This is a genomic window from Candidatus Enterococcus testudinis, assembly GCF_002140915.1.
Classification (GTDB): domain Bacteria; phylum Bacillota; class Bacilli; order Lactobacillales; family Enterococcaceae; genus Enterococcus_D; species Enterococcus_D testudinis.
This window is the reverse complement of sequence record NZ_NGKU01000001.1, coordinates 1368318-1382613: the sequence shown is the minus strand read 5'-3', so window position 1 is coordinate 1382613 and position 14296 is coordinate 1368318. Positions and strand designations below refer to the sequence as shown.

General features: G+C 42.2%; 13 protein-coding genes. 1 reads left to right on the top strand and 12 read right to left on the bottom strand.

What is annotated here, in order from left to right; all coding sequences use genetic code 11:
• Window positions 1–27: 27 nt before the first annotated feature.
• The 11 genes from A5886_RS06655 to A5886_RS06605 all read right to left on the bottom strand — a co-directional run bounded on the left by A5886_RS06655 (window position 28) and on the right by A5886_RS06605 (window position 12081).
• The gene (locus A5886_RS06655) at window positions 28–483 is read right to left on the bottom strand and encodes an S-ribosylhomocysteine lyase (RefSeq protein ID WP_086274224.1); all 456 of its coding nucleotides are present in this window, start codon (window positions 481–483) and stop codon (window positions 28–30) included.
• Window positions 484–485: 2 nt separating this feature from the next.
• The gene (locus tag A5886_RS06650) at window positions 486–1142 is read right to left on the bottom strand and encodes a class I SAM-dependent methyltransferase (protein ID WP_086274223.1); all 657 of its coding nucleotides are present in this window, start codon (window positions 1140–1142) and stop codon (window positions 486–488) included.
• A gap of 2 nt (window positions 1143–1144) precedes the next feature.
• Entirely contained in the window at window positions 1145–2290 is a 1146-nt protein-coding gene (locus tag A5886_RS06645; RefSeq protein WP_086274222.1) for a cystathionine gamma-synthase, read from the bottom strand.
• Window positions 2280–3242, bottom strand: a complete 963-nt coding sequence (locus tag A5886_RS06640) for a PLP-dependent cysteine synthase family protein (protein ID WP_086274221.1) — start codon at window positions 3240–3242, stop codon at window positions 2280–2282. Before A5886_RS06640 ends, A5886_RS06645 begins: the two co-directional genes overlap by 11 nt.
• A 385-nt stretch (window positions 3243–3627) precedes the next feature.
• Window positions 3628–4728 carry a glycerol dehydrogenase gene (locus A5886_RS06635; protein WP_086274220.1) on the bottom strand — a complete coding sequence of 367 codons (1101 nt, stop codon included), beginning with the start codon at window positions 4726–4728 and terminating at the stop codon, window positions 3628–3630.
• A 117-nt stretch (window positions 4729–4845) separates the two neighbouring features.
• Window positions 4846–6003 (bottom strand): molecular chaperone DnaJ, encoded by a 1158-nt coding sequence (gene dnaJ, locus A5886_RS06630; RefSeq protein ID WP_086274219.1) that lies wholly within the window; start codon window positions 6001–6003, stop codon window positions 4846–4848.
• Between the two features lie 126 nt (window positions 6004–6129).
• A complete protein-coding gene (gene dnaK, locus A5886_RS06625; RefSeq protein ID WP_086274218.1) occupies window positions 6130–7959 on the bottom strand; it encodes a molecular chaperone DnaK in 1830 nt (609 codons plus the stop codon).
• Window positions 7960–8004: 45 nt separating this feature from the next.
• Window positions 8005–8571, bottom strand: coding sequence for a nucleotide exchange factor GrpE (gene grpE / locus A5886_RS06620; protein WP_086274217.1), 567 nt, complete (start codon window positions 8569–8571; stop codon window positions 8005–8007).
• A 32-nt stretch (window positions 8572–8603) separates the two neighbouring features.
• Window positions 8604–9647 (bottom strand): heat-inducible transcriptional repressor HrcA, encoded by a 1044-nt coding sequence (gene hrcA, locus A5886_RS06615; protein WP_086274216.1) that lies wholly within the window; start codon window positions 9645–9647, stop codon window positions 8604–8606.
• A 164-nt stretch (window positions 9648–9811) separates the two neighbouring features.
• Window positions 9812–11014 carry a radical SAM family heme chaperone HemW gene (gene hemW / locus A5886_RS06610; RefSeq protein WP_086274215.1) on the bottom strand — a complete coding sequence of 401 codons (1203 nt, stop codon included), beginning with the start codon at window positions 11012–11014 and terminating at the stop codon, window positions 9812–9814.
• Between the two features lie 458 nt (window positions 11015–11472).
• Window positions 11473–12081 (bottom strand): hypothetical protein, encoded by a 609-nt coding sequence (locus A5886_RS06605; RefSeq protein WP_256926163.1) that lies wholly within the window; start codon window positions 12079–12081, stop codon window positions 11473–11475.
• A gap of 150 nt (window positions 12082–12231) precedes the next feature.
• Here A5886_RS06605 and A5886_RS06600 point away from each other — a divergent pair, with 150 nt between their 5' ends.
• Window positions 12232–13053, top strand: a complete 822-nt coding sequence (locus A5886_RS06600) for an aldo/keto reductase (protein WP_086274214.1) — start codon at window positions 12232–12234, stop codon at window positions 13051–13053.
• A gap of 55 nt (window positions 13054–13108) precedes the next feature.
• Here A5886_RS06600 and iadA read toward each other — a convergent pair whose 3' ends face one another.
• Window positions 13109–14293, bottom strand: coding sequence for a beta-aspartyl-peptidase (gene iadA / locus A5886_RS06595; RefSeq protein WP_086274213.1), 1185 nt, complete (start codon window positions 14291–14293; stop codon window positions 13109–13111).
• Window positions 14294–14296 lie beyond the last annotated feature (3 nt).

The following is a 14296-nucleotide window of genomic DNA, read 5'->3' as shown; positions in this document are numbered from 1 at the left end:
ATATACAGTCATTAGGCTTTTAACAAATCACGCAAATACCGTCGACCATTGCGCCCTTTGATCCAAAAATTCTTGTGCCAAGGCTTGGGCACCGCTCAATGTGTGATTGGCAGCCCAACCGCATTGTATTTCATTGCTGGCAGGGACTTCTGTCGCTGTCAACACATCTTTCATCGTTGCTTCTAATACATCTAAAATCTCATCATAATCATCATGATTCAATACTGTCAGATAAAATCCTGTTTGGCAGCCCATCGGTGACCAGTCTACGATATAATCCGCATGATTACGAATCAATTCGGCGGTCAAATGTTCCAATGAATGCAAACTAGCCATATCCATATGTTCTTGGTTTGGTTGTTTGAATCGGACATCATATTTGATGATCGTATCATTGGTCCCTTGCTTTTTGTCTGCTACCCTTACGTAGGGCGCCTTGACTAAGGTGTGATCTAAGTTAAAACTTTCAACATTCATTTTCATTGTTAACTTGCTCCTTTTACTTTGATTGCCTCTATTAACCAAACGAAAGCATTGATTTGTTTGAATCGGATACGAAACCCATGTTGACGGAAATAACGCTCAATATCTGGGACTAGAGGATAGTATTCTCGTTTCAGATCCGCGGATAATCGTAAATACCCTTGATTGATTGCTTCGTTGACCATTGCGTCTTTGTGATCTGAAGACAGAAACATCGTATCGCCGAAAATGACCTTACCACCTACTGGTAATAATGCAGCGTACTTCGCGATCGACCGTTGTTTTTCACTTTCGGTCAAATGATGAAAGACATAGCTAGAAACAATCGTATCGATTGGTTCCGAAAACATGGGAAAAACTTCCATATCTCCATCGATAATCGTAACATTCGTAAGGGCAGGTTTTCTTTGGGCGATTTCACGCATATCTTCCGACGGTTCAACAGCGATGACCTGTTTGCCTTGCTCAACCAGAGCTAGGGTCAAATTACCGGTCCCACTCCCAAATTCTACCACAAAGTCAGCTGATTTTTCAGCAATTTCTGCCAATAGTTCAGCATAATGATCGAATACTTCTTGATATTCTGGATCTTCTCCACCGACTGTCGCATCATAAGTATGCGCCCATTCTTTAAATATCGGTATAAACTCTCGCCCCATCTTTAGGCACCCGCTTCCTGCAACGCAGCTTGCAAATCAGACAATAGATCATCTACATGTTCAATCCCAACAGACAAACGAATCAACCCATCTTTGATACCGGCTTTTTCTCTGAGATCTTTTGGAATAGAGGCATGTGTCATGATTGCTGGCACTTCGATCAAACTTTCAACACCACCTAAACTTTCAGCCAGTGTAAAGATATGGAGCGACTCAACAAAAGGTGTCACTTTTGCTTCGTTTTTTAATTCAAATGAAATCATCCCGCTGAAACCAGCCATCTGTTGACGGGCGATTTCGTGACCCGGATGGCTCTTTAGGCCAGGATAATATACAGTAGCGATTGCAGGATGTTCAGCTAGCATGTGGGCTATCTTCAAGGCATTGCTTTGATGTGCTTCCATCCGTAATGCCAATGTTTTGATACTTCGTTGTATCAACCAACTATCGTGGGGCCCCAAGACGCCACCAATTGCATTTTGCATGAAACCAACTTGCTTGGCAATGGCCTTTGCTTTGACAACGGCCAATCCAGCCACGACATCACTATGACCACCTAAATATTTGGTGGCACTGTGGATCACGATGTCCGCCCCCAGATGTAACGGTTTTTGGAAATACGGCGTTGCAAATGTGTTGTCCACGATCGTCAATAGATCATGGGCTTTGGCAATAGCAGCCACTTGTGCAATGTCAGTGATCTTCAACAATGGATTCGTTGGTGTTTCTAAAAAGATAGCTTTCGTTTCGGTTTCAATGGCAGCTGCAATCGTTTCAGGTTTATTTGTTTCAACCAAAGTATACCGCAAACCATTTTTTTCAAATACTTGATGTAACAGTCTAAATGTGCCGCCGTATACATCATCTCCCAATAAAATATGATCACCAGATTGAAACAATGAAAAAATCGTATGGGTTGCCGCCAACCCAGAAGCGAAAGCAAAACCTTGCACACCGCCTTCTAATTCTTTGATCAATTCTTCTAATGCAAATCGAGTTGGATTGCCTGAGCGGCTATACTCATATTGTTTCGGTTGACCAACACCATTTTGACGATAGGTCGATGTCTGATAAATCGGTACACTAACCGCCCCTGTTTCTTTATCTTCACTCATACCGCCGTGGATCAATGTTGTATTAAAATGCATCTGTTTTTCCTCCATTATCGATCAGGTCTGATGGACCTTCGTATATTTTTTTTGATAAATAGCGATCGCCGCTATCAGGGAATAGGGTCACGATTTTGCTGCCACTCGGTAAGCGCCAGCTTTCTTTGACCGACGCGGCCAAGGCAGCGCCACTAGAGCTGCCCACAAGCAAGCCATACTGTTTGGCTAAATGACGTGTATAACGGAATCCTTCTTCGTCGCTGATGGTATCGATGGTGTCGATCGTCAAGCCATCAAAGAATTGCGGGATAAACTCAACCCCGATCCCCTCGATCTCATGACCATGAGCAGAACCACCGTTCAAGATCGAGCCTTCGGGTTCCACTGCGACCATTCGAATCTGGGCGTTTTGTTTTGCGAGGTATGTTGCCACACCAGCAAATGTTCCGCCACTACCAACACCGGCGACAAAACTATCGATGTTCCCATGTAATTCCTGATAAATCTCTGGTCCAAGTGTCTTGCTGTAAGCAAGAGGGTTCTCTGCATGATGAAATTGTAACGGCAAGTAACTATTGGGAATTTCCTTGGCTAATGATTTGGCTTTCTCGATTGCCCCTTGTATTCCATCAACAGTCGGTGTATGCACGATTTGCGCACCCAACGCGCGAATCAATTGCTGTTTTTCCAAACTGAATTTTTCTGGAATCACGAAAATCATCGACAACCCATGTTCGATGCCAGCCAAAGCCATCCCGATGCCAGTATTTCCTGCAGTTGGTTCGATGATCGTTGTCTGACGATCGATCTCTCCGCGTAAAATCGCTTGATGGATCAATTGCAAACCCAAACGGTCTTTGACGCTGCCTCCAGGATTGAGATATTCCAATTTGGCAAAAATCCGACTACCGGGTTTTCCACCTAATGCATCTGCATCAAATGCGAACAACGGTGTATTGCCTATCAGTTCTTTGACATCTGTAACGATCATGATGGACACTCCTTCAACTATTTCTCGTCTATTGTGCGCTTGCACGGTCGTCACCGATGAAAGCGGTCTATTTAAAACAACAAAAAAGAGGTACTGACTATTAAATCAGTACCTCTGGTATCGTCGTGTTATCCGGATAATCAAACCCTATCGATCAAAAATCAACAGTGTTCTACGACAAAGGAACTATTAATAGGCATGACAAATCGGTATGCTGCTTTTTGCACCATACAACAACAACATGAAGTTTGAACGTTGATGTTTGTCATGAGTAGTTCCCTCCTTTTTTGCTTGTATTCAAAATAGCACGACTAAAATCCCTTGTCAAATATTTTTTTAATGAAATTGAAAAATTTGCGTATTCAGCTAAAAAATAACACCGTGATTATCGAGGATAGTAACTAGTTACGTAAGCATCCACCGCTTTTAAAGCTGCGACCACATCTTCAGGTGTGACTGGGAAAGGCATATGATGAATGGTTTCGCCCTCAATACACGCTTGTTCGCCAATTTTCAACAAATCAGCATCCTTTGCTTCAGATAATGACATATCACTCAATGTTGTCGGTAGGTCCAGTGCTTGATAAAGTTCGATATAGGCGTCTAATTCATCGGGATCAGCATTTTCCAGCATCAACTGCGTTAATGTCCCATAGGCGACTTTCTCACCATGAGAAAGTGCATGAACCTCCCCATCTATCGCTGTCAACCCATTATGGATGGCATGTGCAGCTGCTAGACCCGCACTTTCGAAACCTAACCCACTTAACAAGGTGTTGGCTTCTACGATTTGTTCAAATGCTTCCGTCACCACTTGTTGCTGATTGGCTTGATAGGCTTTCAACGCATTGTCAAATAAAATCTCTTCACATTTTTCAGCAATCGCCATTCCTGCGATGGGTTGCATCCCCCCTACCATGTTCTCGCTATGGCTTCTAGCCACTGCTCGTGCTTCAACATACGTTGCCAAGGCATCAGCAATACCTGCTGCCAGTAATTTGGCTGGTGCTTTGGCAATGATTGCCGTATCAACCAAAACCAATTCAGGATTTTTGTTATAAAAACGATATTTTTCGAAGCGTCCTTCGTCTGAATAAATAACAGATAAAGAAGAAGTTGGTGCATCTGTAGACGCAATCGTTGGCAACACTGCAATTGGGACTTTCAACTCGTCTGCGACTGCTTTTCCAGTATCGATCGTTTTGCCACCGCCCAGCGCTGCAATCACTTCGATTGATTCATCTTGGGCTTTTTCGACGATTCGCTCAATTTCTTTGGCAGACGCTTCACCGCCAAAAATTTCCTTAACTGGGGACAAATCAGCTGCTTTGAGGTTGTCAAACAAGGTTTCACCGGCAATTTCCCAGACGTTTTCATCCGTTAAAAGCAACACTTTTTGGCCAAGATCTTTGATGTGGTGCAGCCCATTTTCCAAAACACCTTTGCCTTGTACATAACGCGACGGACTTGCGAATATTCGTTCCATATATCTTCCTCCTTTAATTGATCTACTTCCATTGTGACATAGCTCGTAACCGATTTCAAAAAAAAGACTCAAAAAAAGCGCAATTTTGATAATTACTTTCAAAATCGCGCTTTATTCTTATTTCTTTTTACCGCCAAAAGCATCTTTCATTTTATCAAAGAAGCCTTCTGGTTGTTGTTCGGTTGTTTCATGTCCGCTGGCTTTTGCATAGACCCGCAACGCATCTTTTTGTTCGTCGTTCAAATTCTTTGGTGTGATCAATTTGACTTTGACTTGTTGATCACCATTTCCGCCACCCCGCAAACGAGGGGCACCCTTGCCGCGCAAACGGAAATTGGTACCTGTTTGTGTACCAGCAGGAATTTTCAATTTGACATTGCCATGGACAGTTGGCACATTGACTTCATCACCTAAAGCAGCTTGAACGAAATTCAATGGCAACTCGTAATAAATCTCAGACCCATCTCGGTCAAAGATGTCACTTTCTTCCACACGGAAAATCACATATAGATCGCCGTAAGGCCCGCCATTGGTACCAGCTTCACCTTGTCCAGACAAACGCATTTGTTGGCCATCTTCCACACCGGCAGGTACGTTGACTTTGACATTGTGGTTTTTCTTTTCATGACCTGTTCCGTGACATGTCGTACAAGGTTCTTTGATTTCTTTCCCAGTTCCATGACACACATCACATGTTTGACGGCTCATCACACGTCCTAATGGGGTTTGACGTTCCACGTTGATTGTGCCGTTCCCATGACATTTGTGACAAGTCTCAGGTGATGTACCAGGTTTGGCACCACTGCCATCGCAGGTATGACAAGTTTCTTCACGGTTGTACTGGACATTTTTTTCGACACCAAAGATGGCTTCTTCGAAAGAAAGGTCCACAGCGTATTGCAAATCTGCGCCTTGACGAGGTGCATTTGGATTGGCTGATCGACCACCGCCGCCGCCAAAGAAGGATTCAAAAATATCTTCGAAACCGCCAGAAAAGCCGCCACCGTTAAAGCCGCCGAATCCGCCGCCATAACCGCCACCATAATTCGGATCAGTTCCTGCATGACCATATTGATCATAGGCTGCACGTTTTTGTGCATCGCTTAAAATTTCATAGGCTTCTGAGATCTCTTTAAATTTGGCTTCTGCATCATCAGCTTTGTTGATGTCTGGATGATATTGTTTAGAAAGCTTACGGTACGCTTTCTTGATTTCATCATCCGAAGCCCCTTTTTGTAGACCTAAGACCTCATAATAATCTCTTTTGTCTGCCATCGGCTTCCCTCCACTATTTTCTCACGTCTATCGTATTTTAGCACATATCGCTTAGGATAAAAATACGTTTCTTGCATTCATAAGAAAAAGCCAAAGTGGTGACTTTGGCTTTTTCACAAACAGCGATTATTTATCGTCACCGTCTACTTCTTCGAAATCGGCGTCAACCACATCGTCTGCGCCGCCTTGTGCAGCTTCTGGATTTTCTTGTGCTTGTTGTTGTGCTGCTTGTTCATATAATTTGACCGTTAAGTTTTGGACGATCTCATTTAATGAATCACGTTTGGTTTTCATTTCTTCCAAGTTGTTGGCTTCAACAGCAGCTTTCAATTCATCGCGGGCTTCTTCCGCTTTTTTGACTTCGTCTGCGTCAACTTTGCCTTCTAATTCTTTCAAGGTTTTGTCAACAGTGAACAACAATGCATCAACGTCGTTGCGCAAGTCAACTTCTTCTTTGCGTTGTTTGTCCGCTTCAGCATTTGCTTCGGCGTCTTTCACCATACGTTCGATTTCTTCATCTGATAAGCCTGAAGATGATTTGATTGTGATTTTTTGTTCTTTTTGCGTACCAAGATCTTTCGCTGATACATTCACGATACCGTTTTTATCAATATCGAAAGTTACTTCGATTTGAGGGATACCACGAGGTGCTGGTGGAATATCCGTTAATTGGAATCTGCCTAATGTTTTGTTATCAGAAGCCATTGGACGTTCACCTTGCAAGACATGGATGTCTACTGCTGGTTGATTGTCAGCGGCTGTTGAGAAGACTTGTGATTTGCTTGTTGGGATTGTCGTATTGCGATCGATCAATTTAGTGAAGACTGATCCCATTGTTTCAATACCTAATGATAATGGTGTAACATCTAATAATACGACGTCTTTGACATCACCAGTGATCACGCCACCTTGGATTGCTGCACCCATAGCGACAACTTCATCCGGGTTGACTGATTTGTTTGGCTCTTTGTTGGTTTCTTTACGTACAGCGTCAACAACAGCTGGGATACGTGTAGAACCACCGACTAAGATCACTTCATCGATTTCTGATTGAGATAAACCAGCATCTTTCAATGCTTGGCGAACCGGAATTTTTGTGCGTTCAACTAAGTCAGCTGTCAATTCATCAAATTTAGCACGTGTCAATGTCATTTCCAAGTGCAATGGACCTGCGTCCCCTGCTGTGATAAATGGTAGGCTGATTTGTGTGCTTGTTACACCTGATAAATCTTTTTTGGCTTTTTCAGCAGCATCTTTCAGACGTTGCAGCGCCATTTTGTCTTTACCTAAATCAATGCCGTTTTCTTTTTTGAATTCAGCAACCATGTGATCAATGATTTTGTTATCAAAGTCATCGCCACCTAAGTTGTTGTCACCAGCTGTTGACAATACATCGAATACGCCGTCGCCTAATTCAAGGATCGAGACGTCAAATGTACCGCCGCCTAAGTCAAAGACTAAGATTTTTTCATCTTTGTCTGTTTTGTCTAAACCATACGCCAAAGCAGCAGCAGTTGGTTCATTAACGATCCGTTCTACTTCTAAGCCGGCGATTTTACCCGCATCTTTGGTTGCTTGACGTTGTGCATCATTGAAGTAAGCTGGAACAGTAATAACTGCTTTTTCAACTTTTTCACCAAGATAATCTTCAGCGAATCCTTTGATGTATTGTAATACCATTGCTGAAACTTCTTGTGGTGTATAAGATTTGCCGTCTACTTCTACTTTATAGCCTGCTTCACCCATGTGGCGTTTGATGGAAGAAATCGTGTGTGGGTTAGTCACTGCTTGACGTTTTGCCACTTCACCGACTTGGATCTCACCATTTTTAAATGATACAACAGAAGGTGTTGTCCGATTTCCTTCAGGGTTTGTGATGATTTTTGCTTCGCCGCCTTCAAGAACAGCGACTGCTGAGTTAGTTGTTCCTAAGTCAATACCGATAATTTTACTCATGTGTATACGCTCCTTTTCAATTTAAACGAATGATTCGTACTGATTTTATTGTGCTACGATAACCATACTTGCACGCAAGACACGGTCATGCAGTTTGTACCCTTTTTGCAAAACATTGACAATGGTATCTGCTGGCACGTCATCAGTCGCAGGGACTGTTTGGACAGCTTGATGCAGATTTGGATCAAATGAAACACCTTCTGCTGGAATTTCTTCAATACCTTCTTCTTTCAATGCTTGACGCAAACTCTCAAGGACCATTTCGACCCCTTTTTTCAAGTTCGCTGCTTGTTCTTCGCCTACATCTGCAGCCATTGCTCGTTCTAGATTATCGATCGCCGGCAAAAGTTTTTTGCCAAGATCTTGTGAACGATATTTTTGCAGTGTTTCACGTTCGTTGCGGTTGCGAGAAGTAATATTGGCGATTTCTGCTCGTGCCCGTAAAAACTGATCTTCTAATTCATTGTTTTTTTCTTGCAGCAATTCAACTTCTGTTTTTTCAACTTCAGTCTCAGAGATGCCTGCTGTATCGATTGCTTCTTCTGAAGGTTCGATTGTTTCTTCTGTTCCTTGAACGACATCTTCATTTACTTGTTCATCTTTTTCCGTCACGCTCGTACCATCCCTTCTTTATCCAATTTCCGCTATGCATCAGAATGATCCAATGTGCGGTAATACTCAGCTAATTTGCTGGCTAATTCGCTTCGAAAAACATCCATCAACCCAAACATCCGCGAGTATGGCATACTGGAAGGCCCTAATAACGCAATGGTTCCTTGCCCATGCCCTTCGATTTCATAACTTGCTTGGATCAAGCTCATATTTTGCAGCAAATCATTGCCCAGTTCAGAGCCAATCCGAATCTGGATCGATTGATCTCTAGGCGCCAATAACTGCGTAAGCTGATCAGCATTTTTCATGAAAGAATACATCGACTTGAATTGGCTGACGTCTTGTGTCGGTTCAAAATCCAACAGATTCATCCGACCACCGACAAAGATCTTTTCTTCAAAAATATGACTCAACATGGCATCAAATAAATCGACGATGCCATCCGTGGTTTGAAAATACTTATGCAAAATCATAGGTATTTCCGTCCTTAAACGATGATAGACTGTCATCAATGGTTCACCGATCAACTTATCATTGATGATCCGAACCATTTTTTCTAGGTCTTCACCACTTAAAGAGGCTGGCAAGGTGAAAACTTGATTTTCAACATTTCCTTTGTCCGTCACGATAATCGCGATGATTTGCCGGGCATTCAAAGGAACGATCCGAAAACCAGTCAACTTGCGTTCTTTGACATCTGGCCCTAAAGACAACGCTGTATAGCTTGTCAAGTTGGATAAGATAGTCGCAGACTGTTGAATGATCTCATTGATTTCATGAAAATCTTTGCCAAAAGAATGACGAATCGTTTGCAACTCCGTAGGTCCCACTTGGGAAGGCTTCAGCAAGTGATCCACATAATAGCGATACCCTTGTATAGAAGGAACCCGTCCTGATGATGAATGTGTCTTCAACAAGAATCCAGCAGCTTCTAACGCCTTCATCTCATTGCGGATGGTTGCAGAACTCGCTTCAACCCCATCCTCCATCAATCGTTTTGACCCCGTAGGCTGGCCAGTATTCGTATAATTTTGGATGATGAGGTGCAATATCATTTGTTGTCTAGGTGTCAACATTATATCCACTCCTCAATTAGCACTCATTCCTACTAAGTGCTAATACGATTATAAATATACCACATCTCATTTGATTGTCAAGCATTTGCCTCACTTTTTTAGCACTCTTTACATGAGAGTGCTAACTGTGTACCAAAATAAAAAAAGCAGCTGCGACTGCTTTTTCATTTTGCCTCTGAATCGATTAAAAACGCCTCAAAGACATCATTGCCGATGAACATGCCCGCTTTTGTTAGATAGATCCTATCTAGTTCTTCAGCCAACCAACCTTTTTGAACCAACTCTTGTGTCACTTTCCCATATACGTCTTGATAAGAAGTGTCAAATTTTTGTTGAAAGTGTGTTTTCGAAATACCGCATTTTTTCCGCAACCCTAAAAACAACTCTTCTTCCATCTGATTCGCTTTTGTTAACACTTCTCGTTCATGAATCGGCAATGTATCGTGTCGCAATGGTTCAAGATAATGTTGGATCGGTCCTTTGTTTTTGTAACGAGTTTGTCCCAAATACCCACTGGCACCAGCACCGAATCCAAAGTAATGGGCGTTGTTCCAATACACCATATTGTGTTTGGATTCATACCCCGGACGAGCAAAATTACTGATTTCGTATTGATTTAAACCAGCCCTTGCCATTGCTTCGATGGCCTCATCAAACATTTGGGTTTCTGCTTCTTGAGAAGGCAATGCCATGCGCCCCTGTCTGACCCAGTTCATAAACATTGTTTTATTCTCAAGAATCAATGAATACATCGCATAATGGGGTAATCCAAGATCAATTGCGCGTGTCAATGTATCACGAAAGCTCTCCATTGTTTGGCCTGGCAATGCATAGATCAAGTCAATCGTTACATTTTGAAAATCATGCTTTTCTAACATATTGATCGTTTGGTAAACATCCGCTGCTGTATGCTTGCGGCCAATTTTCTTCAGTAATCGGTCATCAAATGTTTGGACGCCCATCGACAAACGATTGATACCATGACTTTTAAGGACAACCATTTTATCTTCGCTTAAATCACCAGGGTTTGCTTCTACAGTAAATTCTTTCGTCGTTGATGTAGGCAAAATCTGATGGATGCCAGTCAACAAGCGGTCTAACTGCTGGGCGGTTAAAGAAGTTGGTGTACCCCCACCGACATAGATCGTTTCACTTGCATCAATCGGATGTTTCTTTAGCGTCTGCGCCATTTCTTTCAGTAGCGCTTCAATGTATTCATCGACTGGTTGTCCTTCCAAAAATACTTTATTAAAGTCGCAGTAGTAGCAGATATGTTCACAGAATGGAATATGTATGTATGCTGAAATATTTTTTTCTGCTGTATCTTCTATATCTTTAGCTGTATCTTCTATAATAGCGTGGTTCATGTTTCGCGTTTCTCCTTTGTTTAAACCAGACTTTCTTTTGTACCGTCACTCATTGTAGCACAGATCTTTTGGTTCTCCTACCTAGGACTTCCAGCGCAAAAAAGGTTTTCCTGCATGACAGGAAAACCCTAGGTCTTGTATAAATATAAGATACCTGCACTTGTTAAGTACGGTCCAAAGACCGATTCCGCTCTTCCTTTCGTCAGAAATCTCTTCCGTGATGAAAGCAAGAACTAACACTTCCCCCAAATTGTTAGCGCCACAATCAAATATGCAGTTGTTGACGGCTTACTTTACGCGTGCAGGACCTGTTGTTCGAAAAGACATTGACTGCCTTTTGTGCTTTTAGTATACCTTTTTGCGCATCAAATGTCCTATCATTTTTTTCACCAAACAGCGAAAATCGTGAAATGGGCGGGACTAAAACATGACTTGGAGGATTTGAATCACATAGCGAATCAATCGATAAATGATAAACAGGAAAAAAGATTGCCTAATAAGAAACGAAAACCATTGCCGATTGAATCTCGGAAGCTACGGAAACTAAAAAGATGCGACCATCGTTGAAAACCGTTTTGACGATTCCGTTTCAAACGATAGGCTTCATCGAACTTCGTTGCCAGCATATCATAATACAATAGTACAAATGGCTGTTTCAAAAAATAGCCCTTCTGGTAACCAGCCATCAAAGTCAACCTTTTATCATTTGAGGGGAAATTCCGATTGCCTCTTTTTTTGATCCGTCCTATTGTGCCGTCCTCTTGTTCGAAGGCATAGACATCTTCAAATTCTGTCAATTGCAGGACTTTAGGCGGTGTATTGTCTTTCAAGTACACATCAATGACTTGATCCGCTGCTTGATACCTTTTGAACAGCCATCCTTCTAATGCACTCAGCAATACCAGCAACAATCCGTTGATCAAATAGCCCTCTTGCATCAACAACAGATAACCAATGATGATCAGCATCGCTGTAGCGATCACCAGTATCCGTCGCCGAAAATAGACTTGATACATTTGGATAAGCGAGCGCTTGTAATAGGTAAAATCTTGTTCGGCAGTATTCATGCTATTCTCCTTTTGTCCTATTTTTGTCAATTTACCAAATCTTATCTAGACTGTCAACAGGTTGCTGCAATCGTTAGGATTGTCTTGAAGAAGAAAACGTTTTATAATAAATAATGGAACATCTAATATATATGAAAGCAGGTAGATATAGTGATATTACAAGATACGTTTACATTGCAAAACCAGTTGAACATTCCTAAAATTGGTTTAGGAACATGGCAGTCTTCACCTGAGGATGCTTACAACGCAGTAAAAATCGCCTTAGCAAATGGGTATCGCCACGTTGACACAGCAGCTGCCTACAAGAATGAAGAAGCCGTTGGAAAAGCCGTACGTGATTCTGGCCTGACACGAGAAGACATCTTCGTTACAACAAAAGTCCCCGCTGAATTAAAGAGTTATCAAGAAGCAGTTGACAGCATTGATGCTTCACTTGCTAAATTAGATTTGGGATATATCGATTTAATTCTGATCCATGCCCCTCGTCCTTGGTCAATCATGCGAGACAATCCAGAAAACAAAGATTTCTTTTTAGAAAATATCGATGTCTGGAAAGCGCTTGAAGAAGCTTACTTAAGCGGTAAAGTAAAATCGATCGGTGTATCCAACTTTGATGAAAAAGACTTGCAAAATATCTTTGATCATTGTGATGTGAAACCAATGGTCAACCAATATATCTATCACATTGGCCGCACCAATGAAGATTTATTGGCATTCTGCAAAGAAAATGACATTTTAGTCGAAGGCTATTCGCCAATTGCTACTGGTCGTTTATTGGACAATGACGATATCCAACAAATTGCTGATAGCTACAATGCTTCTATCCCGCAAGTATCTATTCGCTACTTATTACAAAAAGGGATCTTGCCATTGCCAAAATCGGTCCATGAAGCCTATATTATCGACAATGCAAAAGTTGATTTTGAGATTTCCGAAGATGATATGGCACGTTTGGATCAATTAGACGCATAAAAGGAAACAAATAGTCCCAACGAAAGAGAGGTATCTCTTTCGTTGGGACTTTATTTTATGTTAATTGTTCGAAGGTACCCCAAACTTTGACTTTTTGATCTGCCACCATCACTTGGCCTTTAGCAATGACAGTATCAATGCGTAATGTATCTTTTTGCAACAAGCAAATGTCTGCATCCAGCCCTCGGGCAAGCCGTCCTTTTCCTTCTAGTTTCAATATCTTCGCTGGATTACTTGTGATCGCCCTTAACGCGATTTCCAATGGAATCTGTTCTTTTTCTACTGCTTCTTTGATCCCCACCATCAATGCTTTGGAACTACCGACACCCAAACCGATAAATTGATTGTGTTCATCAAAATAAGGTAGACTGCCTTGACCATCCGAGGTCATTGTAAATTGATCCAATCCCACACCTTCAGCCAACAATCGTTTTAATCCTTTACTATAACGGACTTCATCGTCTTCTTTTTCCCAAAAATCCGGATCTTCACTGGCAGTGAAGTCGATCGTCCCACCCATTTTTGCAAAAGCAATACTGGCTTCAAATAATTCACTGGTACGGTTTGCATGTGTGGGCAGAAATTGACTGATTGGTATTTCAGTTTCTGCAATCGTCCGCAAAATCATGTCGTACTTCTTTTTACCGCCGCCTAGATGAACATTGATGATCCCAGCTTTTCCAGAAAGCATGCCACCCACCCGCGCATCCGCCGCTGCCCGGGTGAATTCATCAAACGTTGGTTGTGAAGAGCGGTGATCTGAAATCGCGATTTCACCAATGCCGATCACTTCTTCGATCAGTAAGAAATCTTTGATAAGGGAATCTGTGACAGGATCAAGGGGCAAGCGATAGGAACCGTCATAGACATAGGCAGAGATACCTTCTGCTTTTAACCCTTTTGCTTTACTGATCAAAGCCGCCATATCACGACCGACACCATCTGTACCTAGACAGCCGACGACTGTAGTCACCCCAGCGGTCGTCAATTGACTAAGTTTCACTTCTGGTGTTCTATTTTGATAGCCACCCTCACCGCCGCCACCTAGAATATGAAAATGACAATCGATAAATCCGGGTGTCGCAAGCATCCCTCTGCCGTCGATCACCGCTATTTCAACACCTGTTACATCGATCTGGATCTCATCATCGATTGCTAAAATTTTGTCACCGCTGAGCAAAATATCTTTGACGCCAAGATGTTCCGGTGCATAGACATCCACTTGTTTGATCAATTTCATTAT